General features: G+C 71.6%; 28 protein-coding genes and 1 pseudogene. 15 read left to right on the top strand and 14 right to left on the bottom strand.

The genetic code is table 11. The features are described from left to right. Positions 1–64 precede the first annotated feature (64 nt). From L3K22_RS07350 to L3K22_RS07375, 7 genes and pseudogenes are all read left to right on the top strand, one after another. Complete coding sequence (locus L3K22_RS07350; RefSeq protein ID WP_263310795.1) at positions 65–1,153, top strand: ABC transporter substrate-binding protein; 1,089 nt, start codon at positions 65–67, stop codon at positions 1,151–1,153. 65 nt (positions 1,154–1,218) lie between these two features. Then, positions 1,219–2,052 carry an ABC transporter ATP-binding protein gene (locus tag L3K22_RS07355; RefSeq protein ID WP_263310796.1) on the top strand — a complete coding sequence of 278 codons (834 nt, stop codon included), beginning with the start codon at positions 1,219–1,221 and terminating at the stop codon, positions 2,050–2,052. 21 nt (positions 2,053–2,073) lie between these two features. Continuing rightward, positions 2,074–2,940, top strand: a complete 867-nt coding sequence (locus tag L3K22_RS07360; RefSeq protein ID WP_263310797.1) for an ABC transporter permease — start codon at positions 2,074–2,076, stop codon at positions 2,938–2,940. Next, positions 2,940–3,728 (top strand): ABC transporter permease, encoded by a 789-nt coding sequence (locus L3K22_RS07365; RefSeq protein ID WP_133677887.1) that lies wholly within the window; start codon positions 2,940–2,942, stop codon positions 3,726–3,728. Before L3K22_RS07360 ends, L3K22_RS07365 begins: the two co-directional genes overlap by 1 nt. A gap of 4 nt (positions 3,729–3,732) precedes the next feature. Then, complete coding sequence (locus L3K22_RS07370; RefSeq protein ID WP_263310798.1) at positions 3,733–4,668, top strand: FAD binding domain-containing protein; 936 nt, start codon at positions 3,733–3,735, stop codon at positions 4,666–4,668. Between the two features lie 313 nt (positions 4,669–4,981). Then, positions 4,982–5,743, top strand: a pseudogene (locus L3K22_RS16730) (amidohydrolase family protein); the annotation flags it as partial. A 118-nt stretch (positions 5,744–5,861) separates the two neighbouring features. Continuing rightward, on the top strand, positions 5,862–6,779 hold the full coding sequence (locus L3K22_RS07375; RefSeq protein WP_263310799.1) for a CPBP family intramembrane glutamic endopeptidase: 918 nt from the start codon (positions 5,862–5,864) through the stop codon (positions 6,777–6,779). Positions 6,780–6,798: 19 nt separating this feature from the next. Here the strand turns inward: L3K22_RS07375 and L3K22_RS07380 are convergent, their stop codons facing one another. Next, positions 6,799–7,005 carry a helix-turn-helix transcriptional regulator gene (locus L3K22_RS07380; RefSeq protein ID WP_259880777.1) on the bottom strand — a complete coding sequence of 69 codons (207 nt, stop codon included), beginning with the start codon at positions 7,003–7,005 and terminating at the stop codon, positions 6,799–6,801. A 40-nt stretch (positions 7,006–7,045) separates the two neighbouring features. On the opposite strand from L3K22_RS07380, the gene L3K22_RS07385 reads away from it, so the two are divergent. Further along, the gene (locus L3K22_RS07385; protein ID WP_263310800.1) at positions 7,046–7,240 is read left to right on the top strand and encodes an ABC transporter permease family protein; all 195 of its coding nucleotides are present in this window, start codon (positions 7,046–7,048) and stop codon (positions 7,238–7,240) included. A gap of 186 nt (positions 7,241–7,426) precedes the next feature. On the opposite strand, the gene L3K22_RS07390 is transcribed toward L3K22_RS07385, so the two are convergent. Further along, a complete protein-coding gene (locus L3K22_RS07390; RefSeq protein WP_263310801.1) occupies positions 7,427–8,821 on the bottom strand; it encodes an SNIPE associated domain-containing protein in 1,395 nt (464 codons plus the stop codon). 479 nt (positions 8,822–9,300) lie between these two features. Here L3K22_RS07390 and L3K22_RS07395 point away from each other — a divergent pair, with 479 nt between their 5' ends. Next, positions 9,301–9,561 carry a hypothetical protein gene (locus L3K22_RS07395; RefSeq protein WP_259880780.1) on the top strand — a complete coding sequence of 87 codons (261 nt, stop codon included), beginning with the start codon at positions 9,301–9,303 and terminating at the stop codon, positions 9,559–9,561. A 189-nt stretch (positions 9,562–9,750) separates the two neighbouring features. On the opposite strand, the gene L3K22_RS07400 is transcribed toward L3K22_RS07395, so the two are convergent. The 3 genes from L3K22_RS07400 to L3K22_RS07410 form a co-directional block, all read right to left on the bottom strand. Next, positions 9,751–10,056, bottom strand: a complete 306-nt coding sequence (locus tag L3K22_RS07400; protein ID WP_133677896.1) for a helix-turn-helix transcriptional regulator — start codon at positions 10,054–10,056, stop codon at positions 9,751–9,753. Positions 10,057–10,061: 5 nt separating this feature from the next. Then, the gene (locus L3K22_RS07405; protein WP_263310802.1) at positions 10,062–10,412 is read right to left on the bottom strand and encodes a type II toxin-antitoxin system RelE/ParE family toxin; all 351 of its coding nucleotides are present in this window, start codon (positions 10,410–10,412) and stop codon (positions 10,062–10,064) included. Positions 10,413–10,528: 116 nt separating this feature from the next. After that, positions 10,529–11,425 (bottom strand): ArgP/LysG family DNA-binding transcriptional regulator, encoded by an 897-nt coding sequence (locus L3K22_RS07410; RefSeq protein WP_263310803.1) that lies wholly within the window; start codon positions 11,423–11,425, stop codon positions 10,529–10,531. Between the two features lie 85 nt (positions 11,426–11,510). Between L3K22_RS07410 and L3K22_RS07415 the strand changes: the two genes are divergently transcribed. The 5 genes from L3K22_RS07415 (at position 11,511) to dld (ending at position 15,957) form a co-directional block, all read left to right on the top strand. Continuing rightward, the gene (locus tag L3K22_RS07415) at positions 11,511–12,128 is read left to right on the top strand and encodes a LysE/ArgO family amino acid transporter (protein ID WP_010552191.1); all 618 of its coding nucleotides are present in this window, start codon (positions 11,511–11,513) and stop codon (positions 12,126–12,128) included. A 165-nt stretch (positions 12,129–12,293) separates the two neighbouring features. Then, the gene (locus L3K22_RS07420) at positions 12,294–13,097 is read left to right on the top strand and encodes an SMP-30/gluconolactonase/LRE family protein (RefSeq protein WP_263310804.1); all 804 of its coding nucleotides are present in this window, start codon (positions 12,294–12,296) and stop codon (positions 13,095–13,097) included. 98 nt (positions 13,098–13,195) lie between these two features. Beyond that, complete coding sequence (locus tag L3K22_RS07425) at positions 13,196–13,657, top strand: carboxymuconolactone decarboxylase family protein (protein ID WP_062948223.1); 462 nt, start codon at positions 13,196–13,198, stop codon at positions 13,655–13,657. A gap of 30 nt (positions 13,658–13,687) precedes the next feature. Further along, positions 13,688–14,089, top strand: a complete 402-nt coding sequence (locus L3K22_RS07430; RefSeq protein WP_263310805.1) for a GNAT family N-acetyltransferase — start codon at positions 13,688–13,690, stop codon at positions 14,087–14,089. Positions 14,090–14,247: 158 nt separating this feature from the next. After that, entirely contained in the window at positions 14,248–15,957 is a 1,710-nt protein-coding gene (dld, locus tag L3K22_RS07435) for a D-lactate dehydrogenase (RefSeq protein ID WP_263310806.1), read from the top strand. 36 nt (positions 15,958–15,993) lie between these two features. Here dld and add read toward each other — a convergent pair whose 3' ends face one another. Both add and L3K22_RS07445 read right to left on the bottom strand, forming a co-directional pair. After that, on the bottom strand, positions 15,994–17,004 hold the full coding sequence (gene add, locus L3K22_RS07440; RefSeq protein WP_263310807.1) for an adenosine deaminase: 1,011 nt from the start codon (positions 17,002–17,004) through the stop codon (positions 15,994–15,996). Between the two features lie 170 nt (positions 17,005–17,174). Continuing rightward, positions 17,175–18,659: a C69 family dipeptidase gene (locus tag L3K22_RS07445; protein WP_263310808.1), complete on the bottom strand. Its 1,485-nt coding sequence runs from the start codon at positions 18,657–18,659 to the stop codon at positions 17,175–17,177. A 129-nt stretch (positions 18,660–18,788) separates the two neighbouring features. On the opposite strand from L3K22_RS07445, the gene L3K22_RS07450 reads away from it, so the two are divergent. Next, positions 18,789–18,929 (top strand): hypothetical protein, encoded by a 141-nt coding sequence (locus tag L3K22_RS07450; RefSeq protein WP_263310809.1) that lies wholly within the window; start codon positions 18,789–18,791, stop codon positions 18,927–18,929. 42 nt (positions 18,930–18,971) lie between these two features. On the opposite strand, the gene L3K22_RS07455 is transcribed toward L3K22_RS07450, so the two are convergent. Genes L3K22_RS07455 through L3K22_RS07485 form a run of 7 tightly spaced genes read right to left on the bottom strand, consistent with a single transcriptional unit; the run spans position 18,972 to position 24,943 of the window. Next, a complete protein-coding gene (locus L3K22_RS07455; RefSeq protein WP_263310810.1) occupies positions 18,972–20,714 on the bottom strand; it encodes a DEAD/DEAH box helicase in 1,743 nt (580 codons plus the stop codon). A 33-nt stretch (positions 20,715–20,747) separates the two neighbouring features. Beyond that, positions 20,748–21,038 carry a type II toxin-antitoxin system RelE/ParE family toxin gene (locus L3K22_RS07460; protein WP_263310811.1) on the bottom strand — a complete coding sequence of 97 codons (291 nt, stop codon included), beginning with the start codon at positions 21,036–21,038 and terminating at the stop codon, positions 20,748–20,750. Continuing rightward, positions 21,035–21,268, bottom strand: coding sequence for a type II toxin-antitoxin system ParD family antitoxin (locus L3K22_RS07465; RefSeq protein WP_263310812.1), 234 nt, complete (start codon positions 21,266–21,268; stop codon positions 21,035–21,037). Before L3K22_RS07465 ends, L3K22_RS07460 begins: the two co-directional genes overlap by 4 nt. Positions 21,269–21,328: 60 nt before the next feature. Beyond that, complete coding sequence (locus tag L3K22_RS07470; RefSeq protein WP_263310813.1) at positions 21,329–22,492, bottom strand: M20 family metallopeptidase; 1,164 nt, start codon at positions 22,490–22,492, stop codon at positions 21,329–21,331. Next, positions 22,492–23,166, bottom strand: a complete 675-nt coding sequence (locus L3K22_RS07475; RefSeq protein ID WP_263310814.1) for a DUF1028 domain-containing protein — start codon at positions 23,164–23,166, stop codon at positions 22,492–22,494. The genes L3K22_RS07470 and L3K22_RS07475 overlap by 1 nt, the downstream gene beginning before the upstream one ends. Further along, on the bottom strand, positions 23,163–23,612 hold the full coding sequence (locus L3K22_RS07480; protein ID WP_263310815.1) for a RidA family protein: 450 nt from the start codon (positions 23,610–23,612) through the stop codon (positions 23,163–23,165). Before L3K22_RS07480 ends, L3K22_RS07475 begins: the two co-directional genes overlap by 4 nt. Next, complete coding sequence (locus L3K22_RS07485; RefSeq protein ID WP_263310816.1) at positions 23,609–24,943, bottom strand: flavin-containing monooxygenase; 1,335 nt, start codon at positions 24,941–24,943, stop codon at positions 23,609–23,611. The genes L3K22_RS07480 and L3K22_RS07485 overlap by 4 nt, the downstream gene beginning before the upstream one ends. Positions 24,944–24,966 lie beyond the last annotated feature (23 nt).

Raw genomic sequence — 24,966 nt, forward strand, 5'->3', positions numbered from 1 at the left:
CACGGTCCCCGATACCGCGCAGGACCACCGCGCGGACGAGAACCAGTGGAAAGAAGCGCCCTCGATGCACCGCCGTCCTGCCGCCCCCGCCGCGCTCCCCGGAGTCACCGCCGAGCCCTCCCGCCGTCTGCTGCTGGCCGGTGCGCTCGCCGCCCCCGCCCTCGCCCTCGCGGGCTGCTCCGGGTCGGCCGACGGCGCGAGCGCGGGCGGCAGCCTCGGCACCCTCGAGGTGAACCAGAACTGGATCCGCACCACCGAGTTCGCCGGCGAGTACTTCGCCGACTCCCGCGGCTATTACACCGACGCCGGCTTCACGGAGGTCACCCTCATCCCCGGCGGCCCCTCCGGCACCTCCTCGGAGGCGATGGTGCTGTCCGACTCGGCACTGGTCGGGATGACGACCCCGCTGGCGGCCGGGTCGATGGTCGCGGGGGAGGAGGCGCCGCTGGTGCTGCTCGGTGCGAAGTTCCAGCGCAACCCCTTCACCATCTGCTCCACCTCCGCCACCCCCATCACCACCCCCGCCGACCTCGTCGGCAAGCGGATCGGCGTCGCCACCGGCACCAACGAGGTCCTCTTCGACGCGCTCCTCGAGGTCAACGGCATCGACCCGGCCGACGTCGAGCGGGTCACCGTCCAGTTCGACCCCCAGCCGCTGATCAACGGCGAGGTCGACGGCCAGATCTGCACCCTGACCAACGAGGCGATCACCGTCTCCCTCGCCGGGCTCGAGGCCGTGAACCTGCCGCTGGCCGACAACGGCCTGCCCTTCGTCTCCGGCGCCTTCGTCACCACTGTCCAGAACGTCGCCGAGCGGCGCGAGGAGCTGAAGGGCTTCCTCGCCGCCACCGTGCGCGGCTGGAAGGACGCCCTCGCCGACCCCGAGGAATCCGCGCGCCTGGCCTACGAGGAGTACGGCGCGGACCTCGGGCTCGACCCCGAGAAGGAGCAGCGCCAGGCCGAGGCCCAGAACCAGCTCGTGGTCAGCGACGAGACCGACGCGAACGGCCTGTTCACCATCTCCGACGAGCTCGCCGCGAAGAACATCGAGCTCCTGGCCCTGGCCGGGCACGAGGTCGACCAGGACGCCTTCTTCGACCCGACCCTGCTGCAGGAGGTCTACGAGGAGAACCCCGACCTGCTCCCCGCCTGACCCCACCCACGCACTGCCCCGCCAGCACCGCCACCCCTGATCCGGCACCCCGAAAGGGCACCAGAATGACCGCGCAGAGCACGCACCGCCCCACCACCGAGCTGCCCCGGGCCGGCGCCACCGGCATCGACCTCCAGGGCCTCAGCAAGACCTACACCTCCGGCCGGAAGCCCGTCACGGCCTTCACCGACACCGACCTCGAGGCCGACCGCGGCGCGTTCCTGTCGCTGCTGGGCCCGTCGGGCTGCGGCAAGTCCACGATCCTGCGGATCCTCGCCGGTCTCGAGACCCCCACCGCCGGCACCGCGCTCGTGGACGGGATGAGTCCCGCCGAGCTGCGGGCCAGCTCCCGCCTCGGCATCGCCTTCCAGGACTCGGCCCTGCTGCCCTGGCGCACCGTGCGCGGCAACATCCGCCTCGCCCTCGAGGTCGCCGGGAAGCTCGAGAACGAGCCCTACATCGACGACCTCCTGGACCTCGTGGGCCTGCGCGCCTTCGAGAACGCCAAGCCCGGCCAGCTCTCAGGCGGCATGCGCCAGCGCGTGTCCATCGCCCGCGCGCTCGTGGTCAAGCCCGAGGTGCTGCTGCTGGACGAGCCCTTCGGCGCGCTGGACGACATGACCCGCCAGCGCCTGAACCTCGAGCTGCTGCGCATCTGGACCGAGAAGCCCGCCACCACCCTCATGGTCACCCACGGCATCTCCGAGGCCGTGTTCCTCTCCGACCAGGTCGCCGTCATGAGCGCACGGCCCGGCCGGATCGTCGAGGTGTTCGACGTGGACCTGCCCCGCCCCCGCACCCCCGAGATGATGCGCACCCCCGAGTTCCACGCCCTGTGCGACCACGCCTCCGAGGTCCTCTTCGGCACCCCGACCGCCGCGCTCCCCGAGAGCGCCTGAGACGGGACGGAGACGCATCCCATGACCACCTCGACCGCCGCCGCGGAGAAGATGCCCGCCCCCGCCGCCGCGCCCCGTCGGCCGCGCGAGCCCCTGCCCCGCTGGGCGCTCGGCGCGCTCGGCACGCTCGGCGTCATCGCCGTGTGGTGGCTGCTCGCCGCGACCGTCCTGTCCGGGGCGGGCGCCGCCCCGGGCGGCGCGATCCCCACGCCCGGCGCCATCGTCGCCCAGTTCGCGGCCGACGGATGGAGCTACTACTCCCGCAACGCCTCCGTCACCCTCGCCGAGGCCGGCCTCGGCTACCTGGCCGGGAACGCGCTGGCCCTGCTGCTCGCCGGGGTGGTGATGGTGGTGCCCGCGCTCGAGCGGATCATCACCCAGCTGGGAGTGATCAGCTACTGCCTGCCGCTGGTCGCGATCGGCCCGATCATCTTCATCGTCCTCGGCCCGCCCACCTCCGGCGCCCCCTCCGGCACCGCCGTCGTCCTCGCCGCCCTGTCGGTGTTCTTCACGACCCTGGTCGGCTCCATCCTGGGCCTCCGCAGTGCCGACAAGGCCGCGCTGGACGTCATCACCGTGTACGGCGGCACCCGCCTCACCCAGCTGCGCAAGGTCCAGATCATCTCCGCCCTGCCCAGCGTCCTGAACTCCCTGAAGATCGCCGCGCCCGGCGCGCTGCTCGGCGCGGTGCTCGGCGAGTACGTCGGCGGCGTGGACCGCGGGCTCGGACCCGCGATGGTCAACGCCCAGCAGTCCCTCGAGATCGAGCGCGTGTGGGGCGTGGCCATCGTGTGCGGGCTCCTCGCCGGCGGCGCCTTCGCCGTCCTCGCGCTCATCGCCCGCTTCGCCACCCCCTGGTCCGCCGGCACCGAAGGAGGCAGGTCCTGATGACCCACGCCCTGAAGTCCCTCTCCCGCTCCACCCTCGGCGTGGCGATCTCCCTCGCCGTGGTCCTCGCGATCTGGGCCGGCGGCCTGCGGATCCTGGACGTCTCCAGCTTCATCGGCAAGGGCCCGCTGGACGTGTTCGGCTACCTCGCGCTGGACGAGGACGCCGCCGCCCACCGCGCCGCCGTCACCGAGAACCTCACCATCACCCTCGCCGATGCGGCGATCGGCTTCGTCGCCGGGCTCGCCCTCGCACTCGTCGTCGCCGCCGCGTTCACCCTGATCCGCGGCGTGGAGGATGCGCTGCTGCCCATCGCGATGCTGCTGCGCTCCGTGCCGCTGGTCGCCATGGCCCCGATCCTCATCCTCATCTTCGGGCGCGGCACCGCCACCGTCGCCGCGATGGGCGGGATCGTGGTGCTGTTCCCGGCACTGGTCACCATCGTGCTCGGGCTGCGCTCCGCGTCCCCGGCGATGGTGGACGTGGTCTCCGTGTTCGGCGGCTCCAAGGTCGCCGCGTTCCGCAAGGTCGCCCTGCCCGCCTCGCTGCCCGCCTTCTTCACCGCGCTGCGCATCTCCATCCCGGGCGCGCTCACCGGGGCGCTGCTGGCGGAATGGCTCGCCACCGGTCAGGGCATCGGCTACCAGATCGTCTCGGACGTCTCCCGCGCCCGCTACGAGAGCGTGTGGGCGTCGGTCGTGGTTGTCACCGCCGCGTCCCTGCTCCTCTACGGCATCGTCTCCGTGCTCGAGCGGCTCGTGCTGCGCCGCATGGGCCAGACGGTCTGAGCCCGTGGACCTCTCGACCGTCGAGGAGGTGCTCGCCACCGCCGACCCCGACGACTTCCGGGCTGGGGACGCCTGGCTCGGCGGCGGCACGGTCCTGTTCTCGTACGGCAGCGACCGCCTGCGCCGCCTGCTCGATCTGCGCTCGGCCGGCTGGGAGCCGTGGGAGCTGTGGGAGAGCGGTCTCGAGATCGCCTCGACCTGCACCATCGCGCAGCTCTACGCCCTCCCCGGCAGTGAGGCGCCCTATGGCGTGCTCCGCCCCGGCACGGCCCGGCAGGCGCGGGCAGGCGGGTTCCCGAGCGTCGAGGAGTGGCCCGCGACCGCGCTCATCCGCCCGTGCTGCGACGCGTTCGTCGCCTCCTTCAAGATCTGGAACACCTCCACCGTGGGCGGCAATGTCGCCACCGCCCTGCCCGCCGGGCCCATGACCTCCCTGCTCGCGGGCCTGGACGCCGACGCGCTGCTGTGGGCGCCGGGCGGCGGGAAGCGTCGCGTCCCGGTCGCGCAGCTCGTGCTCGGCGACGGCCGCACCGTGCTCGGTCGCGGGGAGCTGATCCGCTCCTTCCTCATCCCGCGCGCGTCGCTGGAGTCCCGGGCGGCGTTCCGGCGGCTGTCCCTGTCGAACCTGGGCCGCTCCGGTGCACTGCTCATCGGCCGCGACCTGGGCGATGGGCGCCTGCGCCTGACGATCACCGCCGCGACCGTGCGGCCCGTGCAGCTCGAGGTGCCGCTCGGCGCCGGGGACGCGGAGGTGGCTCGGCGGGTGGAGGCGGCGCTGCCGGCCCGGCTCGTCCACGACGACATCCACGGCCTGCCCGAGTGGCGGCGCGACATGTCCGTGCTGCTCGCCCAGGAGATCGTCGCCGAGCTCAGCGCCCCTCCCGGCCCGGTGCGGGAGGCGGCGCATCCGCTCGAGGGCGCGGGCGGGCACCTGCGCTGAGCGGGTCTGCGCCCGAGGCACCTCGATACGCATCGTCCCGCGCCGCCCCGGCCCCGCACGACCCCGTCGGCCGACCCCCGATGACCCGACCTCCAGGAGACCCCTCATGCCCCACGCCCCGTGCGACACCCTGATCCACTCCGCGCACCTGGTCGTGGACCGCGGGCGCGAGCTGCCCGGCGGCTGGATCGCGCTCACCGGCGGGCGGGTCGCCGCCGTCGGCGCGGCCGATGAGCCGACGCCCGAGGCGGCCGAGCGGATCGACGCCGGCGGGCGCCTGGTCACCCCGGGGCTCATCAACACCCACCACCACATGTACCAGAACCTCACCCGCGCCTACGCCCCGGCGATCAACGGGTCCCTGTTCGACTGGCTGACCGCCCTGTATCCGGTGTGGGCGCAGCTGGACGTCGACGACATCGAGATCTCCACCTGCGTCGCGATGATCGAGCTGCTGATGGGCGGCTGCACCACCAGCTCCGACCACCTCTACGTCCACCCCCGCCCGGGCTTCGTCGACGCGCAGGTGCGCGCCGCCCGCGAGGTGGGGATGCGGTTCGTCGCCACCCGCGGATCCATGACCCGCTCCGTCGAGGACGAGGGCCTGCCCCCGGCGTCCGTCGTCCAGGACCACGACGCGATCATGGCCGACGCCGAAGCGGTCATCGCCGCCCACCACGACCCGAGTCCCGGTGCGATGGTCCGGGTCGCGCTCGCGCCCTGCTCGCCGTTCTCCGTGTCCGAGCGGATCATGGTCTCCTCCGCCGAGCTGTCCGCGCGCACCGGCGTGCGCCTGCACACCCACCTCGCCGAGGACCACGACGAGGACGACTACTGCGCCGAGGTGTACGGCTGCCGCCCCGTCGAGTACCTCGAGCGGGTGGGCTGGGCGGGGGAGCGCACCTGGCTCGCCCACTTCATCTACCCGAGCGAAACCGAGGTCGCGCGGCTCGGCCGCGCGGGCGTCTCCGCCGCCCAGTGCCCGAGCTCCAACATGATGATCGGCCACGGCACGATGGACGCCCTGCGCTGGAAGGAGCTCGGGATGGCAGTGGGGCTCGGCTGCGACGGCTCCGCCTCCACCGACAGCGCGTCGCTGTGGATGGAGACCCGCAACGCCCTCCTGCTGGGCCGGCTCCGCAACGGCCCCGCCTCCATATTCCCGGGTCCCGTGGCGGCGCATCGGCCTGTTCATGCTGATCTCCTACGGCCTGTTCGCGCTGGCCGCCGCGCCGTTCTGGTTCCTGCCCGACGGCATCGCCCACCCTGCCTTCACCCCCGTGATCGCGGTCGGGATGTGGGCGCCCGCCGCGGCCTCCCTGATCATGGCCAAGGGCGTCGAGCGGGTCTCCTGGCGCACCCGCGTCGGCCTGCGGTTCCGCGGACGCTGGACGCGGATCCTCGCGTGGATGCCGCTCGGGCTCGTGCTGGTCGTCGGGATCCTGCTGCTCGGCGAGCTGGTCGCCGCCGTGCGCGGCGTCCCGGTGGATCTCACCGGTCGCACCTGGCTCGAGACCGGCATGGCCCAGGTCGCCGAGCAGACCGGGCAGGAGATCCCGGCGATCGCCCTCGTGCTGATCACTGCCGCCACCGTCGTCGCCGGCCTGGTCGTGACGATGCTCGCGACCCTCGGCGAGGAGATCGGCTGGCGCGGCTGGCTGTGGCCGGCGCTGACGCCGCTGGGCCGGATCCCCGCCGCGCTCGTCCGCGGTGTCTTCTGGTCGCTGTGGCACCTGCCCGTCGTGCTCATCGGCTACAACTACCCCGGCGCGGACCCGGTGGCGGCGGTGGCGATGTTCCTGCTTCCCTGCATCGCGATGACGCTGCTGTTCGGAGCCCTCACCGACCGCGCCGGCGGCAGCCCGCTGCCCGCAGCGCTCGCGCACGCCGGTATCAACACCCTCTCCGGCGTGCTCCTCGGGATCGCCGCCACCACCCAGACGATGGCGCACTACTCGCACTTCCTCGACGGTCCCCTCGGGATCGCCGGCGTGCTCCTCATGGCCGCGGCCGGGGGACTGCTGCTCCTCGGCCGGCGCGAGCCCGCGCTGCCGCGTCTGGACCCGCTCGGCGACGGACGGGTCCGGCAGACGAGCCCGGCCGACGGGTGAGCGCGCCGGGGCGGGCGCGTCACCGCCCCTGTCGTCGGTACTCCCGCGGCGTCATCCCGCACGCCGCGCTCACGTGCTCGTAGAAGCTCGACAGGGACCCGAACCCGGCCGCCTCGGCGATCTCGGTGACGCGCAGCGACGTGGTCAGCAGCAGGCGCTGCGCCTCGGCGACACGGCACATGGTCACGTACTGCCCGAGGGTCACGCCGACGGTGCGGCGGAACATCCTCGCGTTCGTGGCGAGCTGGAACGACTTCCTCTGACCGATGGTCGTGCTGCAGGGCAACGAGAGCCTCACCGTCCCGGTTGCCCTGTCCACGCTCACTAACAATCCGGCCTTCGCATCCCCCTGGGGTGCGGTGATGGCGGGCGCGACCAACATGGTGCTGCCGATCCTGGCGGTGTTCCTGGCGTTCCAGCGGCAGTTCGTGCAGGGGATCGCGAGCACGGGGATCGAGTGAGGCTCCTCAGCGCGCAAGCACCGACAGCTCCTGCCGCATGGCCGACGGCGCGACCGCTCGAGACTCTCGACCGACGCCGACGGCGGATCTGCCACCCGATGAGACTGCGCAGAGATGGCGGAGCCGCCGTCAGTGCTCGGCTGCCAGCTGGGTTCGGGCGACGGGCGCGATTACTTCCAGTTCAGATCATCGTGAAAGCCTTGCCGCCAGTTCGAGGTCTTCGTCCCCGAAGCCATCGGCGAAGGCGCTGGAATCGGGGTGAGCCGACTCGGTCAGGCCCTGCGTGGCGAGCTGCTGGCTCTCTCGGAACTGTGCCGCTTCAGGGTCTTCGCGGAACTCGATCAGGTCCCCAGCAACTTCAGCAAGGTGCTCGCGGACCTCAGCGGGGGTGGCATAGAAGAACTCGCGACGCAGGTTCACACGGTTCACTCGCTTGTCGGCGAAGCGACGATGCAGCTCTGCTTCCACTCCTACCGCATCATCGGCGAAGAACAGCGCATGGACATCGAAGCCGAAGGGCACTGACGCGTCCCCTAGCTCCCGCACGCGGTCCATGGGGTCGAGGCGGCGGGTCAGACCGATCTTCACCATCCGCTGGCCGAACGCTCCGACGTTCGAGATGACGTAGACATACCCGGCGCGGATATTGGCGGCGCGTTGGTCGACGTCCTCGATGCCCTGCTGGATCTCCGCGAGCTTGGCCTCCATACGCGCGAGCCCTTCGTCATCGCCCTTGTCGTGCATCGCCTGGCGGATGTTCTCGTAGTGCGCGAGCTCCTTGCGCAGACGATCGCGTTCGGCCTCGAGCTCCCGCTCCGCCTTCGCCTGCTCGCGCAGCTCGGCACGGCGCTCCTTCTCGAGCTCACGCTCGAACGCCTTTGCCTTCGCATGCCGGACTGCGAGCCGCAGCTCGCGGACCTTCAGCTCGATGTAGCTGGAGGAGATTTCGCCGTCGAAGGAGTCGAGGAGCTTTCCGATCGCATCTGCCGAGCGGGCGATCTTCTGAGCGCTGGCGTCCTCGTTGTTCGCTGTCGCGGCCGCGATCACTGCGTCGGCCTCTGCGTTGAACGCGCGCAAGGCGAGGGTGGCCATCCTGGTGGCAGCTCGACGTCGCTTCGCGGGGGTGAGGCCGGTCGTGTCGGCCTCCTTGGCAATCGTGATCGCAGAACCGTCCTTGACGGCGGACTTGATCTCGGTGCGCAGATCGCGCAGCTCGCCGCCGAGTGCGATGGAGTCCTGCGCCGGATGCGTACGGTCGAAATCTCCAGCACTGTCCATCGTGAGGTCGACGTTGAACTGTGCTACCTCGGCCCGGACTGTCTGAAGGTCTCTCCTAGCCTTGTTGAGCTGGTTCCGCGACTTCGCAAGTGCTTCCTCGTTCTCGACGATCTCGGGCCCGCCGTGCTCCTTGACCCAGCGATCCATCGACGCGTATGCACGGCTGCCGGCATCGAGGCGTGACTCGAGAAGGTCGATCTGCTTGCTCTGCCAGCCCAGGAGTTCTTGCGCCTTCGGAGTGAGGAGGAATTTGTCGAGAGCGCCGAGCGCGGGCTGGGCCTGCGGCTGGGAAGCGTGGGTCATGGAAATGGCATCTCATCTATGCACGGTGGTATGTCTAGATCGTATGGCGGCGATCAGACATCGGAACGGGGCGTGACAGTTCCGTGACTGGGCACAGCGCATGAATATTTCTGCCGTTCGCACCAGGTTCTCGGCACCGAGCTTTCCTGCACTGCACCGGGCTGTCCACAGCGCCATTCGCGGCGGCTGTGCGGAGACGATGGTGGCCGTATGCCGAAGAAGAAGAGTCGCTGCGAGCTCCGCTCAACGTCCCCGTCGCGACCGAGAGCTGCGGCCTCGGACACCCGCTCAGCCATCGACAGCATGTTGGACGACTTCGTGATCTGCCGCTCCGCGGCATCCCCGGAGCAGGCGGTCGATGAAGCTGGCCATGTCAAGCCGCTGTTCGTCTTCCTCGTAGGCTCCCACGGGGCCCCCAAGGTCCGGTGGACCGAGGTTCTTCGCGGTCCTCGCGGCGCATCGACGCTGCCATCAACAACATGGTGGTCGGAGCGGCACGGGCGCTTCTCGGCGAGCTGGTTCTCCCGGCTCTCGAAGCGGTCGAAGACCCCTCACGCCCCTCGACACCGGAGAACATCTGCGCCTACGCCGCTTCCCTCGGCGTCCGCGTCGACGACGCCGCGTCGCTGGCGAAGTTCACGGCCTGGTTCAACGGTCACCTCACGCGAGAGCAGCGTCTGCAGATCTCGAGCACCGGGCGATTCGAGGGGTGGCCCCCGAATCCGTCCGAGTCCGCGTGAGGTCAGCGCCCTGCCCGCAGGTGCCGTGAGCCCCAGCTTCTCTGCAGGCGCGCGGGGACTGGGCCGATGCTGATCTCCGCGCACCGCCTGGACGGCCGATCCACCCTGCGTCCAGCCAGACGTGAAGGGGCGAGATGCTGGGAGCAGAGCGCGGCGAGCGTGTGCCGGATGTGGCCCAGCGTCGTGTGATCAGGCGACTTGGACGCGGGCATCTCCAGTGACGTACTCCAGGGAGAGCTCCCCGCCGACGGCCTCGAGGTAGCCCCGGATCGTCCCGACCTTGGTGCTCTCCAGGTCGCCATGCTCGATCTTGGACACCTGGCGCTGCGTGACCCCGATGAGGTCGGCGAGCTGCTGCTGGGTGAGGCCGGCCGCCTCGCGCAGCTCCCGCAGTCTGTGGGCGCGGACCTCGGAGAGCATCCGCTCCTTGTGCTGGTCGACCTTCGTGCGGTCCACCGGGTTCTCTGCGAGGAATTCCTTCATCGACATCGCCATCTCGGTCACTCTCCTTCCAGCGTTCGCAGATGTTCACCGAACAGGTCGTCGGCGAGGGGGATGTTTCGCCGATACCAACTCTTCCAGTTCCCGGACTTGTCGCCCGCGACCAGGAGGATCGCCTGTCGGCCGGGATCGAAGGCGAACAGGATGCGCAGCTCGCTCCTGCCTGACGAACCCGGTCTGAGCTCCTTCATCCTCCTGTGCCGTGACCCGGACACCGTATCGACGAGCGGCCGCCCCAGATGAGGACCGTGCTCCTCGAGGAGTTCCACCGCGGCGACGACCTGCTCACGGGAGTCGTCGTCCAATGCCCGCAGCCAGTCGGCGATCGCAGCGATGTCCACCTGCCACATCACCTCACCCTAGAACCTGTAGGTTCTACAGGCAAGATGTGGGTGACTGCGGTCGCTGGGGCTGGCAAGGCGGTTCCACGCTGCGGTGCCCTGCATTCCGCTCTTGCGTGCACCACTCACCCCTGCACCAGTTCCCGCCGCGCCGCCGCCAGCACCGCCTCCGTCAGCCCCTCGAGCAGGGACGACGGAGTCTTCGCCACCTGCCAGTACAGCGCCGAGGTGACGGGCTCGCCACCGAGTGCGACCAGATCCCCGGTCGCCAGCAGCGGCTCGGCCTGCATGGTCAGCAGCATCCCCCAGCCGAGCCCGGCGACGACCGCATCGGCGAGCTCATGGGTGGAGGGGACGAGATGGTGCGGGGCGAGTGCGGGATCCACTCCCTGTCGGCGCAGCCAGGCGGACTGGAGGTCGTCGTGCGCGTCGTAGTCGATCCGCGGGGCGCGGGCGAGCACATCGGCATCGACCTCTTCCGCCCGTCCGGCCCAGCGCTCCCGCCATGCGGGGGAGGCGACCGCGACGTAGACGATCATCCCCAGCGGCACGGAGCGGAACCCCGGCGGCGCCGTCGGCGACGAGGTCACGGCCGCGAGGGCGGCGCCCGTGGTGAGCAGCCGCGCCGTCTCGTCCTGGTCCTCTCGCTGCAGCTCCAGCTGGGCGTCGTGCTCCCGGGCGAAGTCGGCCAGGGCCGGCAGGAACCAGGTGGCCAGGGAATCGGAGTTCACGGCGATGCCGAGGCGCGGCAGCTCGCCCTGGACGTCGAGCCCGAGCGCGGCGCTCGCCTCCTGCTCGAGCAGCGCCTGCCCCCGCGCGAAGCGCACCACCACCTCGCCGGGCGCGGTGAGCCGCACCGGCTTCGCCCGCACCAGGAGCCGCTGGCCCAGCTGCTGCTCGAGCAGCTTCAGCCGCTGGCTCACGGCCGACGGGGTCATGTGCAGGTGCCGTGCCGCGACCTCGAGGGTGCCCTGCTCGGCGACGATCCGGAGCGTCTCGGCGAGGGAGGGGTCGATGCGCATTCCCGGATCCTAGATGAAGCTGTGCTTCAGACAGTGAAGGAATCCTCGCTGGTGCTTCACGTCCGCTGTGCCTACCGTCGAGCAGGTGACCATCGCACTGCACGGCCTCCTCGCCGGCCTCACCCTCATCATCGCCATCGGCTCCCAGAACGTGTTCGTGCTGCGTCAGGGGATCCGCCGCGAGCACGTGGGCGCTGTGATCGCCGTGTGCATCGCCTCCGACGTCGTGCTGATCAGCGCGGGCGCCGGCGGGCTCGGCGCGCTGGTGAGGGCGATGCCAGAGGTGGTGGAGGTCGCGCGCTGGGCCGGGGTCGCGTTCCTGCTCGGCTATGCGGCGCTCGCCGCCCGTCGGGCGCTGCGCGGCGGGGAGGCGCTCACGGCCGACGGGACCGCGCGGCCGGCTCGCCCCCGCGGCACCGGCCGCGCCGCTGCGGTGACCACGGCGCTGGCGCTGACCTGGCTGAACCCCCACGTTTACCTCGACACCGTGCTGCTGCTGGGCTCGATCGCCTCGACCCACGGCACGCAGGCCTGGCAGTTCGTGCTCGGCGCGCTGCTCGGCAGCACGCTGTGGTTCACCGCGCTCGGGTTCGGGGCGCGCTATCTGGGGCGATTCCTCTCCAGCCCGCGCTCCTGGCAGGTGCTGGACGGGGTCGTCGCGGTGACGATGGTGGCCGTCGCGGGAATGCTCGCCGTGGGGTGAGGGAGAGCGAGGCGCCATGAATACCGCGGCGACCCAGCTGAACCCACGTGCCGAGGCGGACGGAGGCGGCCGTGCGGGCACAGCGCCTCCCGCACCTCATTAGGCTCGGTCCCACCATCTCCCCGAGAGTCGGGCGCCCTCGTCGCCCCGGACAGGGGGCACCTCATGACCCTCGACCACCTGCTCGCCCCCGACGCCAGCCTCGAGAAGGTCGTGAGCGGCTTCACCTGGGTCGAGGGACCCGCCTGGATCCCCGCCCGCGGCGTGCTGCGCTTCAGCGACATCCCCGGCAATCGGGTGGTGGAGTTCTCCGAGGCCGACGGCACCACGACCGTGATCAGCGACGACGCCGAGTTCACCAACGGCCGCACCCTCGCCCGCGACGGCTCCGTCATCGAGTGCTCCCACGGCCGGCGCACCGTGCAGATCGATCGCTCCGCCTCCGAGCCCGGCGCCGACTACGCCCCCGAGATCCTCGTGGACCGCCTCGATCCTGCGGACGGGTCGCTGACCCCGGTCGTGATCGACGTGGAGGCGTCCAACGGCCTCGCCTTCTCCCCGGACGAGGGAGTCCTGTACGTCTCGGACTCCTCCCTCTCCCCGGCCGAGGCGGACCCGCCCGCTGGGCGACCCCGCGGCCACTCGATCCACGCCTACGACGTGATCGCGGGGCGCCATGCGAAGAACGGCCGGGAGCTGGTCGAGGTGAGCCCGGGACTGCCCGACGGCTTCCGCGTGGACGCTGAGGGGAACCTCTGGTCCTCCTCCCTCTCCGGGATCCAGGTGTTCACCCCCTCCGGCGAGAAGCTCGGCGAGAACCCCGTGCCGGAGAAGGCCGCGAACTGCGCCTTCGGCGGCGCCGACGGTACGACTCTGTACATCTGCGCGAGCACCTGCATCTACCGGATCCACGCCCGGGCCAGAGACGCCGTCGCGGACCGTCTGGCGGGATCGTCCGGGCGGCCCTGACCTACTGGTCCGTCCTCTCGGTCGTCCTGCGGAACCGCCCCGCGCCCGGGTGCCGGTGAACTAGTGTGCGAGCACGGACCCGACGAAGGGAGCGCGTGATGAGACGGCCGCTGCCGTTCCTGGACAGGACCGCGCCCGAGGCCTGGGACCTGCTCGGCGAGGTGCGCCGCGCCGTCGCGGAGCAGAACGAGTCCGCCGGGATCGCGACGACGACGCTCGAGCTCATGTACCTGCGCATCTCCCAGCTCAACGGCTGCGCCTTCTGCGTGGACCTCCACCACCGCCGCGCCGTGCGCGCCGGCGCGCCGGACGACCAGGTCGCGCAGCTGCCCGTCTGGCGCGACTCGCCCAGCTTCGATGCCGTCGAGCGCGCCGCGCTGCTGCTGGGCGAGACGGTCACGACCCTGCCCGAGCCGATGGTCCGCGACCGCGACCTGATGACCGCCCGCGACGTGCTCGGAGAGCAGGCCTTCGCGGCGCTGGAGTGGTCCGCGGTGCTGATGACCACGTACAACCGTCTGTCCGTGCTCTCCCACCACCCCGTGCCCGGCGCCCGCTGACCGCCGCGCCCTCCTCAGGAAGGACCCCCGATGACCGAGGACACCACCCCCGCAGAGACCGTCGACCCGGCCGACCAGACCGTCGAGGTGCGGGAGAACCCCGAGCGGCAGCGCTTCGACATCCTCGTCGGTGGCCGCCAGGCAGGCTTCGCGACGTTCACCACCCCGGCGGAGAACCCCGATGACCAGCGGATCTTCTACCACACCGTCATCGACGACGCCTTCGGAGGACGCGGGCTCGCCGGCGTGCTCACCCGCGGCGCGCTCGCCGCGAGCGTCGAGCAGGGCAAGCGGATCGTGCCCGTCTGCCCGTACGTCGCTCGCTGGGTCCGCGGCCACGACGACTTCGCGGACTCCGTGGACCGGGTGAAGTCCGTCCACCTCGAGGCCGTGCGCGCCGCGAACGCCGAGGCCGACGGCACGGCATCATGAGCTGAGCAGCCGTCCGCGCCTCTCACCGCCCGAGAACGCCGCTGTCGTCACGCCCGCCCCGCGTGCGACGCTCGCAGGTGACTACGCTGTCGAGGGGTCGCGACGGCCCCGAGCACCGCAGCGTGCTCGCAGCACCCGAGGCGAAGGAGCAGCCGGAAATGCGCACACCGAGGAACCAGCGATCGGCCGAGGCCGTCGAGGCCTTCACCCGGATCATGGGGCGCAAGCACGTGCTCACCTCGGCGCGTGCCACCGCGCCGTACACCACGGGCGACCGCTTCGGCGCCGGTGACGTGCTCGCCGTGCTGCGGCCCGGCTCGCTGGTGGACATGTGGCGGGCGCTGCAGGTATGCGTGGACCACGATCTGATCGTCATCACCCAGGCCGCGAACACGGGTCTCACCGGCGGCTCCGGCCCCGGCGACCAGGACTACGACCGCGACGTCGTCATCCTCTCCACGCTGCGGATCGACGGGATCCACCTCATCAACGATGCCCGCGAGGCGATCAGCCTGGCCGGCGCCACCCTGTTCTCGCTCGAGGAGAAGCTCGCCGCGCACGACCGCGAGCCTCACTCGGTGATCGGCTCGAGCTCCATCGGCGCGACCGTCGTCGGCGGCATCGCGAACAACTCCGGCGGCTCCCAGATCCGCAAGGGCCCCGCCTATACGGAGCAGGCGATCTTCGCGCGCGTCGATGAGGACGGCCGGATCCACCTGGTGAACCACCTCGGGATCGATCTCGGCACCGACCCCACGCACATCCTCGACCGGCTCGAGCGCGGGGACTGGGACGCCGCCGACGTCACCCCGCCGCCGCCCGACTCCACCAGCACCGACTACGCGGACCACGTGCGCCAGCTGGTCGACACCCCGGCGCGCTTCAACGCCGACCCGACCTTCCTCCACGAGGCCTCCGGCAGCGCCGGCAAGATCATGGTGTTCGCCGTGCGCACCCGCACCTTCCCGCTCGAGAAGGACAAGGTCCCCTTCTACATCGGCACCGACCGCCCTTCCGATCTCGAGGCGCTGCGCCGCCGCATGCTCGCCGCCGAGGGCCCGCTGCCGATCTCCGGCGAGTACATGAGCGCGCACGCCTTCGACCTCGCGACCGAGTACGGCAAGGACACCTACGTCTCCCTCAAGCACGCCGGCTCCGCCACCCTGGTGCGCATGTTCGCGCTGAAGGCCTGGGCCAACGGCGTGTTCGCGAAGCTGCCCGGCTTCGGACCCTCCACCGCCGATGCGATCTCCCAGAAGCTCTTCTCCCTGGTGCCGGAGAGGATCCCGCGGCGACTGACCGACTTCCGCGACCGCTTCGACCACCACCTGCTGCTGGTGGTCAGCGGCAGCGAGCGCGAGGCGACGCAGCAGCTCCTGCGCGAGTTCTTCGCGGAGCCGGAGCACGAGGGTGCTTTCTTCGAGTGCGACGCCGACGAGGCCCAGAGCGCGACCCTGATCCGCTTCGGCGTCGCCAGCGCCGCGAGCCGCTGCTTCGTCATGCGCCGCGCCGAGGCCTCGGAGATGGTCACCTTCGACGTGGCACTGCGCCGCGACGACGAGGACTGGCTGGAGCGCCTGCCCGAGGAGATCTCCGACCAGCTGCTCGAGAGCGCCTACTTCGGACATTTCTTCTGCCACGTCCTGCACCAGGACCATGTGGCGAAGAAGGGCGTGGACCCGGTCGCGTTGAAGAAGCGGATGACGCAGCTGCTGGTGGACCGCGGGGCTGCGGTCCCGGCCGAGCACAATTACGGCCGGATCTACCCGGCCCCTGAGCAGCTGGTCGCCCACTACCGTGAGCTCGACCCGCTGAACATGTTCAACGCCGGGGTGGGGGAGACGTCGGCGAAGAAGGGGTGGGGGTGAGCGGCGCGGCCGGACCGGCCGCGCCCCTCCTTCCTCTCATCGAGCGGCGATCTCCTCGAGCTGAGCAACCCACGCGTCGACGCGCTGAGGGTCGGCCCAGCTGATCTCGAGCGAGTTGCGGGCCAGCTGCACGACCTCCTCGCGGCTGAGCTCCTGGGCGATGGCCAGCGCCTCGAGGTTGTCGCCCACGTACCCGCCGAAGTAAGCGGGATCGTCCGAGGCGACCGAGATCTTCAGCCCCTGACGCAGGAGGTCGGTGATCTCCTGACCCTTCATCTGCTCGGTGACGAAGGAGTTCGACAGCGGGCAGCAGGTGAACCCGATCCCGCGCTCCTTCGCCTCGGCGACCAGGGAGCCGTCCTCGAGGATGTTCGTCCCGTGATCGATGCGCTCCACGCCGATCCGATGGAGCACTGTGGCGATATTGGCGATCGACTGCTCCTGGTCGATGTCGCAGTGCATGGTCAGGCGGTAGCCGGCCTGCTTCGCGGCGGCGAAGACCGCGGCGAACTTCTCGGGCGGGTTGCCGCCCTCATCGGAGTCCAGCCCCACCCCGAGGATCCGGTCGCGATAGGGCAGCGAGGCTGCGAGCGTCTCCTCGGCCGACTCGACGCTGTGATCACGCAGGAAGCACATGATCAGCGCGGCCTCCACGCCGAGGCCCCGTGCCTCCTGCACAGCCGACCAGAGCCCGTCGACCACGGCGGCGAAGGGCACGCCGCGGCTGGTGTGGGCCTGCGGGTCGAAGAAGATCTCCGCGCGCACCACTCCGTCGGCGGCGGCGCGTTCGAAGTACGCCATGGCCAGGTCATGGAAGTCCTGCTCGGTGACCAGCACCTCCATGGCCGGGTAGTAGACGGCCAGGAAGCTGGTGAGATCGGTGAAGTCGTACGTCGCACGCACCTGCTCCACCGTGCTCTGCCCGATGTCGACACCGTTGCGGCGGGCCAGCTCGAGCTTCAGCTCAGGCTCGAGGGTGCCCTCGATGTGCAGGTGGAGCTCTGCCTTCGGCAGGGAATCGATGAACGGGCGATCGTAGCTGGGCATGACGGGCGGTCTCCTCGAGGTCACAGGGCAGGACTCGGCCAGGATAGGAGGCTCGCTGCACTTCAGTGCGGTGCGATCACGGCAGTGCGGGGTCTATCCGTCGATCGGTCAGATCAGTCCCCGGACGTCTGCATCGCCGAGCCGAGGGGCGCGAGTCCGTGATGCGCCACTCACCCGTCCGACCGCGAGAACCGGTTGGTCATCCCCTCGCTCGCCGTGAACAGCACCTGGCCGAGCAGCGCCTCGGTCTCCGTGCGGATCCGCTCGGCGATCCGGGTGTTCGCTGCGGCGAGCAGGGCCGGCACCTCGCCCGCCGTACCGGCCCCGGCGGCCTCCCCGTCGGCCGTGTGGACGGCGCTGCGGCCGAGCGCCATGGTGCGCTGCTGGTAGCGCTCGATGAGCGGGATTGTCTCGTGGAAGTGCGGATCGGCCAGCGCCGCGATCATGCGTGAGGTCCAGTAGAAGCTGTCGGTGGAGACCGTCTCCTTGGTGGTCGAGAGATAGGCCGGCGCCTCCTCGACGTTCGTGAACATCGGGATCGGCGTCGTGAACGGAAGCGAGGCGTAGGCGATCCACTGCACGGCTCGGTGCGACTCCGGCAGCTCAGGGCGGATCTGCAGGATCGCGAGCGCGTTGTGGCGGTTGATGCCGATGGGGCGGAAGGCGCGCCGCTCCGCCTCGGTGCCGCGCGAGGAGTAGGGATCGAAGACGGTGCCCTGGTAGTGGGAGGAGAGCACGTCCTTGACGTCCTCGACGGTGAGCAGGCGCTCAGGCCTGCGGCTCCAGGCGAGGTCGTCGGAGTCGGGGCTCGCCCCGGGGCGCCCGGCGTCCCAGTCCTCGGCGTGCGGGCTGAGGGTGCGCTGCATGTACCAGGCGCGGGGCGAGTTGTAGACGTGGTCGTGCTCGGTGTGGGAGCCGAAGGCCTCGCGCGGGTTGAACACGTCCTCGCGCTGCCCGTCCTCGCGCAGGGTGAGGTCGAGGTGGTGCTCGCGCAGGAAGGCTCGCAGGTCGGGGCTCGCGAGGTGGTTGCGGCCGGGCCCCTCGGCGTCGGCGAGGTCGAAGGAGTCGATGCCCAGCTGGTTCGGCATCGTCACGTAGTGGTCCTCGGGCACGCGCCGCGCGATCCAGTGGTGCCCGCCGACGGTCTCCAGCCACCAGATGTCCTCGGCGTCGCTGAACGCGATCCCGTTCATCTCGTAGGTGCCGTGCTCCTCGAGCAGGGCGCCGAGCCGCTCCACGCCCTCGCGGGCCGAGCGGATGTAGGGCAGCACGAGGGTCACGAAGTCCTCCTCGCCGAAGCCGCCAGGCTGGCCCCCGCTGCGCTCGACCAGCGGGTCCGCGCCGAGCACGCGCGGGTTCGAGGTGATCGTCTCGGTCGCGCTCATCGCGACGTTCGCCGCGTTGATCCCGGCGCAGCCCCAGATCCCCTCGTCCGGCAGTGCGTTCGGGATCGCGGTGTAGCGCAGCGGGTTCTCGGGCAGCTCGATCGTGCGCCCGCCGAGCACGGAGGTGTAGCTGCGCGGCTGGTCCTCGGGACGCACCACCACGGCGCGCTTCGGATCGAAGCTGCCGGCTGAGGAGTCCTCGGTGCGGGCGACGAGCGGGGAGCCGTCGGCGCTCGCACGGCGGCCGACGAGGAGGGTGGTGCAGGGCATGGGCGGGTGGCTCCTGGGGCGCGGGGACGGTGTGCGTTCTCCACCGTAGAACTGCTCCCGACATAGGGTGGTCCGCACCATGGTGCCGTGTCCGGCGGCACCGATGCGTCGTGGGGGAGCGGAGCAGCGATGAGACGGCGAAGCAAGGGACGAGCACGATTCTCCCGGAGCGAAGGGGCGTCCCTGTTCCTGGAGCTGTTCGACCTCATCGCGGGCGTGGCACAGCTCCTGTGGCGCCTGCCGTTACTGATCCTGCGCCTGTTCAGTTGAGCGCGCAGAGTCGCGGGGTAGTGCGCACAGCGGGCCCGCCCGTCAGGCGCTGCCCTCCGTGAGGCTCGCCGTCGGCAGCCAGTCCGCGCCGAGCAGCTGCGCGACGTCGGTGAGGCCCTCGGTGTCTCCGCCGACGGTGTCGGAGGCGGCGGCGATCCGCTCCACCATCACCTTGCTGACCTGCTCCTCGACCGTGTCCTCGGCGTAGGCGATGTGCCAGGGGGAGACCTGGTGGTCGCGGTGGGTGCGGCCGGTGACCTGTCGGCCCGCGATGCCGGAGAAGCGGGCCTGGTGGAAGATCCCCACCCGCGGCTCCGTGCTCGCCTGCCTGCCGCCGGGGAGGGTCTCCCCGGCGTGGAGGCTGATCGAGGCGACGGTGGTGAATACGCACACCGGCGCCTCCCCGGTCTGGAAGCGCAGCCGCTCGGCCTCGACGTCGAAGCGGTCCCGGCCGTAGATCGTCGCGACCTCGATCCCCGCGTCCCGCAGACGTTCGGTGATCGGGTCCGCGGCGGTGGTCACGAACTCGACCGAACAGGCCACCTGCCGCTCCGCCTCGACCTGCTGCGCGATCCACTGCGCCGTCGAGTCGACGCGGAGCAGCCCCGCCTTCTGCCGGAAGCGCAGCAGCGCCGCCCGCCCCTTCGCGGTGCTGCGCCCGCGGCGCGCGAGGTCCATCTCGCGGCAGAACTCGCCCCACTCCGCCTCGTAGGCCTCGCGCTCGGCCGGGGTGAGCGCGACCGGCATCCCGGAGATCGGGACCGGCCCCCACGGTGCCGCGCGGTGCAGCATCGCGGCGGGCTCGTCGTCCGTGAGCCAGCTGCGCACCCGCGCGAGATCCTCCGCCCGACGGGCCGGATCCGTCGTCCAGGTCGCGCCGTAGCGGCCCTTCTCCAGGCCGATCCCGTGCCGCTCCAGCGCGGAGGTGAAGGTGTTCGCGGGCTCCTTGGCCGAGGCCCAGGCGGTCATCGGCTCCCCGTGCGACTGCGCGTAGGCGGGGGCGAGATAGGGCAGCTCGAGCGGGGTGTGGCCCGGGGTGGCGGTGGTCGCGATGACGAACGGCGCCGCATCGTGCGACCGGGTGTGCCCGGAGATGCGCGACCAGAGCTTCCACCGCTTCGTGGTGGTGCGGCGCAGGGCATGCGCCTCGTCGGCGATGATCACGTCCCAGTCGTGGCCGGCGACCTTCTCCAGCCGGTCCCAGGTGATCACCACCCACTCCAGGCCGCTGTCGCCGAGGGCGGTGATGGTGCGGCACCAGTGCCCGATCGTGATCGCCGCGGGTCGGTCCGCGACCACCAGCACCCGCTCGGCGCCGCGCAGGTCGCCGACGGCGCTCGCGCCGAGCACGGCGGAGATCGTCTTCCCGACGCCCGGCTCGTCGGCCAGCAGGAACATCCGCCCGCCCGCCTCCGCGCGGGCCGCTATCGCATCGGCCGCCTCGTACTGGTTCTGCCGCGGCTCGAAGCCGTCGGTCGGCTCGGGGACGGGCGCGGGGGAGCCGGGGTTGTGGAGGTTCTCCAGGAAGCGGCCGAGTGTGTGCGGACCGGGGGAGTAGGGCTTGAGGTGGTCCGGCAACGTGCGTCCGACGTGGACGTGCATCTTCACCGCCGGGTGCCAGGAGGCGCCCTCGACCTGCGTGCCGTAGGGGACATCGAGGATCCACAGCCGCTCGCCCGGGCCGACGAAGGGGAGCTCGCGCGGGGCGTGGCGGGAGGAGCTCCCGGAGCGGCGGCGCGAGGACCTGCGGCGGCGGGTGGTGGTGGAGCGGCGGGAAGAGGGCACCGCTCGAGGTTAGCGGGGTGGACCGTGCGGCGATCAGAGGTGGCGCGTGGGGTCCATGCGTTGGTGCAGAATGCGCACGATGGTGACCTCGCCCTCGGCGACCAGGAAGAACAGCAGATGGCTGCCGATGCTGTACCGCCGGTACCCGGCTCGGATGTGGTCGGCGAGGTGGCCGCGCTCCGGCTGCTCGGCGACGCGCTGGGCGGCCGCGACGAGCTCATGGACGTAGGCGTCGGCCTGTGCCGCGTCCCAGCGCTCGGCCGTGAAGTCCCAGATCGAGGAGAGATCGGAACGGGCGGCCGGAGTGAAGAGCGGGGTCCTCATCGCCGCTTGTCGGCGAGGAAGGCATCGATGTCGAGCGGCTCGGCGGGCCCGCTCTCCTCTCCGGCGGCGAGCGCGTCGCGCAGCGCACGCATCTGGAGCTCCTGCTCCTCGAGAAGGCGCAGCCCGGCCCGGATCACTTCGCTCGAGGTGCGATAGCGCCCGGAGGCGACCTCCTCGGCGAGGAAATCCGCGTAGTGCTCGTCCAAGCTGATGGAGGTGTTCCTGGCCATGCCGTCAAAGTACCAGGAGTTGGTACTCTGGACGAGGCGGTCGACGCTCGTCCACCGCTGTCAGCCCTTCTGCACCCCGCCCGCGAGCAGCTCGACCACGGTCTGCGCGAGCAGCACCGCCCCGTCCCGCACGGCCCGGTCCGCCGCCGGCGTCGCGGCGGCCGCCGCGAACTCGGGCTGGTGGTTCACGGCGGGCAGCGAGTCGATGCCGAGGTACGGGTGGAGCGCCCGGACCTGCTGGGACACGTTGCCCATGTCGGTCGAGGCGGTCGCCATGCCGCGCGGCCCGTCCTCGGCGAGGTCCATGTCCCGGCCCTGTGCGGCGGCGAGGTGGGTGAAGATCTCGGCGAGCTCGTGGTCGTTGCGGAACTCGGCGTAGCGGGGGCTGGTCTCCGTGAGCTCCCAGGTGCAGCCGGTCGCGATCGCACCGGCCTCGAAGCAGGCGCGCACCCGCTCGAAGGCGACATCGAGCTCCTCGAGGGTGTCCGCCCGGACGTACCAGGACCCGCGGGCGCTGCCGGGGATGGCGTTCGGGGCCGTGCCCGCCTCCTGCACGATGCCGTGGACGCGCAGGGAGTCGGGCAGCTGCTGGCGCAGCAGGCCGATGGCGACCTGGGCGATGGTGAAGGCGTCGGCGGCGTTCACGCCGAGGTGTGGGTACGCGCCCGCGTGGGAGGCGGTGCCCCGGTACTCGACGTCGAAGTGCGCCACGGCGCGGGGGCGGGCGAGGACGGCGTCGGCCGGGCCGGGATGGATCATCAGCGCCGCCTCGAGCCCGTCGAAGCAGCCGGCCTCGAGCATCGGGATCTTCCCGCCGCCGCCCTCCTCCGCCGGGGTGCCGAGCACACGGATCCGCAGATCGAGCTCGTCCGCCACGGCCTGCAGGGCGTGGGCGGCGCCGAGCGCGGCGGCGGCGATGACGTTGTGGCCGCAGGCGTGGCCGAGCCCGGGCAGCGCGTCGTACTCGGCGACCAGGCCTATCGTCCGTGACCCGGTGCCGTGCTCGGCCACGAAGGCGGTGGGCAGCCCGGCCGCTCCCGCGGTGACGTCGAAGCCCCAGGCCTCGAGGTGCCCGGCCAGGAAGTCGGCGGAGGCGTGCTCGGCCCAGGCGGTCTCCGGGCGGGCGTGGAGGTGGTGGCTGATCCCCACCAGCGTCTCGCGCAGGGCGTCGACGTCGGTCTCGACGGCACCCAGCAGCTCGGTCGTCACCGCCTCGGACGTCATCACTCGTCCCCCGGGACGCCGTAGGACGGCGCCGCCGTCGGGTCGAGCGCGCGGATGCGGTAGTCCGCCTTCTGCGGCATCCACAGCGCGAGCAGCCGCTCGATCTCGCCGAGCGGGTCCGCGGCGTCGTCGACGCGCAGGTCGGTGGTGCGCCAGGGCACGTCGTCGACGACGGCGAGACCGGCGGAGCGGATCTCTCCCGCCTCGCCGCCGGCCGCGACCGCGGCGCGGAAGGCGGCCAGCAGCCGGTGCTCGAGCTCCTCGCCGTCGGCGGCCTCGAAGGCGGCGACCATCGCGGGGATCACCGCCTCGTCGGCCAGCAGGTTGCCGGCGGCGACGCACTGGTCGCCGAGCGCGGCGGCGCGCGTGCCCAGCGCGTTCTCGCCGGAGTGCTCGGCGGTGCGGCCGGCCGCGTCGACCACGGTGAGCTGTCGGTAGGCGGCGTGCTGCTCGGTCCCGAGCACGGCGGCGAGAGCGGCACCGGCCGCCTCGCCGGCCTCGAGCCGGTCCAGGACAGCGGCGCCGAGCGCCGGGTTCGTGACGTTCTGGGAGGCGACGGCGCCGACGCCGGCGCGCAGGTGCAGGCAGCGGGCGGCGACGGCGGGGCTCGAGGAGCTCACCACCATGCCGAGCGCGCCGGTGCGGGCGTCGCGGGCGACGAGGGAGAAGGTCACCGGGTCACCGCCTCGTGATCGTCCGCCGGGTCGCTGATCACCGCGGTCGCATCGATCTCGACGAGCCATTCCGGGCGGGCGAGCGCGTCGACGACGAGGCCGGTGGAGACGGGGTGCACGCCCTGCAGCCAGCGCCCCATCACCCGGTACACGGTCTCGCGGAAGCGGATGTCGGTGAGGTACACGGTCACCTTCACGATGTCCGCGAGGCGGCTGCCGGACTCCTGCAGCAGCATGTCGATGTTGGCCATCGCCTTCTCCGTCTGAGCCTCCACGTCCCCGATGCCCACGGACTCCCGGGTGTCGAGGTCCTGGCCGATCTGGCCGCGCAGGTAGACGACGCCGCCGGCGACGACGGCCTGGCACAGGTCGTTGTCGAGGTTCTGCTCGGGGTAGGTGTCCTTCGTGTTGAAGGGGCGGATGCGGGTGTGGGTGTGGGTGGTCATCGGGCGATCTCCTCCAGAAGACGCGGAGCGGGCTCGGACAGGGGCGCGGACGCCGGCAGGTCGGGCGAGTACTGCGCGTACCGGCGCCGGGTCTCGATGTGGTCGACGACGTGCAGCGCGTCGTGCCAGGTGCCCCAGATGAAGCTGGAGCCGCGGCGGGACAGCCACGGCAGGCCCAGGAAGTAGATGCCGGGCTCGGCGGAGACGCCGCGCTGGTGGGCGGGGCGGCCGGTCTCGTCGAAGGCGCCGACCTGCAGCCAGGAGAAGTCCTGCCGGTAGCCGGTCGCCCAGATGATGGAGGTGATGCCGGCCGCGCGCGGGTCCAGCTCGCGCACCGGCTCGGTGACGCAGTCCGGCAGGGGGCCGAGCTCATGGGCCTCCCGCTCCTCGGGCAGGTCCAGCCCGTTCGCCGCGCAGTAGGCGTCGGCCTCGGCCAGCAGCCCCAGCAGGTTCGCGTCCCCGGCGAGGATGTTCCGCTCGAGGTCGCCGGCGAAGCGGAGCGTGCCGCCCTCGGCCGGCTCGGTGCGTCCCACCAGGGTGATGCCGGAGGCGGCGAGCTCCCGGAAGTCGACGGTGTGTCCGCCGCGGGCGCCGCTGACGGCGATGGTGACGTGGTCGGAGTCCGGGGCGGTGGCGTCCCACTTGCCCAGCACCCCGAGCCACCACACGAAGTCACGGCCGCGGTAGCTGCGCGGGGGCCGGTCGTGCGGGCCGACGGACAGGTGCACCCGTCGGCCGCTCGCCCGGAGCTCCTCGGCGATCTGGGCGCCCGAGGAGCCGGCGCCGACGACGAGCACGCCGCCCTCGGGCAGCTGCTCGGGGTTGCGGTACTCCGCCGAGTGGATCTGATGGGGCACCAGGTCCTCGCCGATGATGCGCGGCGCGACGGGGACCTGGAAGGGGCCGGTCGCGGCGATGACGCTGCCTGCGGTGAGCGTGCCGGCGCTGGTCTCGACGGTGAAGCCGGCCGCGCCGTCCCGCGGCGTCACGGAGCGCACCTCGATGCCGGTGCGGACCGGGGCGTCGACGCTGCGGGCGAAGGCGGCGAAGTAGTCGGCCATCTGGTCCTTGGTGGCGAACTCGTCCGGACCGACCCCGGGGATCTCCATGTCGGGGAAGCGGTCGTGCCAGGCGGGGCCGTTGGCGACCAGGGAGTCCCAGCGCCCGTGGCGCCAGCGGTCGGCGATGTCCGCCTTCTCGAGAACGAGGTGGTCGATGCCCTGTCGGGTGAGGTGGGCGCTCGCGGCGAGGCCGGACTGTCCGGCGCCGACGACGACGACCTCGGTGGACTCGACGGTGGTCGGGACGTCGTCCGGTGACGAGGTGAGCATGGTGCTGACCTTCCTGATGGGGG

This window comes from Brachybacterium atlanticum (assembly GCF_025669985.1).
GTDB lineage: Bacteria > Actinomycetota > Actinomycetes > Actinomycetales > Dermabacteraceae > Brachybacterium > Brachybacterium conglomeratum.

What these genes read in the sequence shown, in the direction of transcription:
- L3K22_RS07410 (WP_263310803.1), bottom strand. Translation starts at nt 11,425, where the DNA reads ATGCGCATCGACCCCTCCCTCGCCGAGACGCTCCGGATCGTCGCCGAG.
- L3K22_RS07480 (WP_263310815.1), bottom strand. Translation starts at nt 23,612, where the DNA reads ATGACCACCCACACCCACACCCGCATCCGCCCCTTCAACACGAAGGAC.
- add (WP_263310807.1), bottom strand. Translation starts at nt 17,004, where the DNA reads ATGCCCAGCTACGATCGCCCGTTCATCGATTCCCTGCCGAAGGCAGAG.
- L3K22_RS07430 (WP_263310805.1), top strand. Translation starts at nt 13,688, where the DNA reads ATGACCGAGGACACCACCCCCGCAGAGACCGTCGACCCGGCCGACCAG.
- L3K22_RS07355 (WP_263310796.1), top strand. Translation starts at nt 1,219, where the DNA reads ATGACCGCGCAGAGCACGCACCGCCCCACCACCGAGCTGCCCCGGGCC.
- L3K22_RS07450 (WP_263310809.1), top strand. Translation starts at nt 18,789, where the DNA reads ATGAGACGGCGAAGCAAGGGACGAGCACGATTCTCCCGGAGCGAAGGG.
- L3K22_RS07405 (WP_263310802.1), bottom strand. Translation starts at nt 10,412, where the DNA reads ATGTGGCAGGTGGACATCGCTGCGATCGCCGACTGGCTGCGGGCATTG.
- L3K22_RS07350 (WP_263310795.1), top strand. Translation starts at nt 65, where the DNA reads ATGCACCGCCGTCCTGCCGCCCCCGCCGCGCTCCCCGGAGTCACCGCC.
- L3K22_RS07390 (WP_263310801.1), bottom strand. Translation starts at nt 8,821, where the DNA reads ATGACCCACGCTTCCCAGCCGCAGGCCCAGCCCGCGCTCGGCGCTCTC.
- L3K22_RS07400 (WP_133677896.1), bottom strand. Translation starts at nt 10,056, where the DNA reads ATGGCGATGTCGATGAAGGAATTCCTCGCAGAGAACCCGGTGGACCGC.
- L3K22_RS07425 (WP_062948223.1), top strand. Translation starts at nt 13,196, where the DNA reads ATGAGACGGCCGCTGCCGTTCCTGGACAGGACCGCGCCCGAGGCCTGG.
- L3K22_RS07380 (WP_259880777.1), bottom strand. Translation starts at nt 7,005, where the DNA reads ATGTTCCGCCGCACCGTCGGCGTGACCCTCGGGCAGTACGTGACCATG.
- L3K22_RS07460 (WP_263310811.1), bottom strand. Translation starts at nt 21,038, where the DNA reads ATGAGGACCCCGCTCTTCACTCCGGCCGCCCGTTCCGATCTCTCCTCG.
- L3K22_RS07360 (WP_263310797.1), top strand. Translation starts at nt 2,074, where the DNA reads ATGACCACCTCGACCGCCGCCGCGGAGAAGATGCCCGCCCCCGCCGCC.
- L3K22_RS07420 (WP_263310804.1), top strand. Translation starts at nt 12,294, where the DNA reads ATGACCCTCGACCACCTGCTCGCCCCCGACGCCAGCCTCGAGAAGGTC.
- L3K22_RS07465 (WP_263310812.1), bottom strand. Translation starts at nt 21,268, where the DNA reads ATGGCCAGGAACACCTCCATCAGCTTGGACGAGCACTACGCGGATTTC.
- L3K22_RS07470 (WP_263310813.1), bottom strand. Translation starts at nt 22,492, where the DNA reads ATGACGTCCGAGGCGGTGACGACCGAGCTGCTGGGTGCCGTCGAGACC.
- L3K22_RS07385 (WP_263310800.1), top strand. Translation starts at nt 7,046, where the DNA reads ATGGTCGTGCTGCAGGGCAACGAGAGCCTCACCGTCCCGGTTGCCCTG.
- L3K22_RS07485 (WP_263310816.1), bottom strand. Translation starts at nt 24,943, where the DNA reads ATGCTCACCTCGTCACCGGACGACGTCCCGACCACCGTCGAGTCCACC.
- L3K22_RS07445 (WP_263310808.1), bottom strand. Translation starts at nt 18,659, where the DNA reads ATGCCCTGCACCACCCTCCTCGTCGGCCGCCGTGCGAGCGCCGACGGC.
- dld (WP_263310806.1), top strand. Translation starts at nt 14,248, where the DNA reads ATGCGCACACCGAGGAACCAGCGATCGGCCGAGGCCGTCGAGGCCTTC.
- L3K22_RS07375 (WP_263310799.1), top strand. Translation starts at nt 5,862, where the DNA reads ATGCTGATCTCCTACGGCCTGTTCGCGCTGGCCGCCGCGCCGTTCTGG.
- L3K22_RS07395 (WP_259880780.1), top strand. Translation starts at nt 9,301, where the DNA reads ATGGTGGTCGGAGCGGCACGGGCGCTTCTCGGCGAGCTGGTTCTCCCG.
- L3K22_RS07365 (WP_133677887.1), top strand. Translation starts at nt 2,940, where the DNA reads ATGACCCACGCCCTGAAGTCCCTCTCCCGCTCCACCCTCGGCGTGGCG.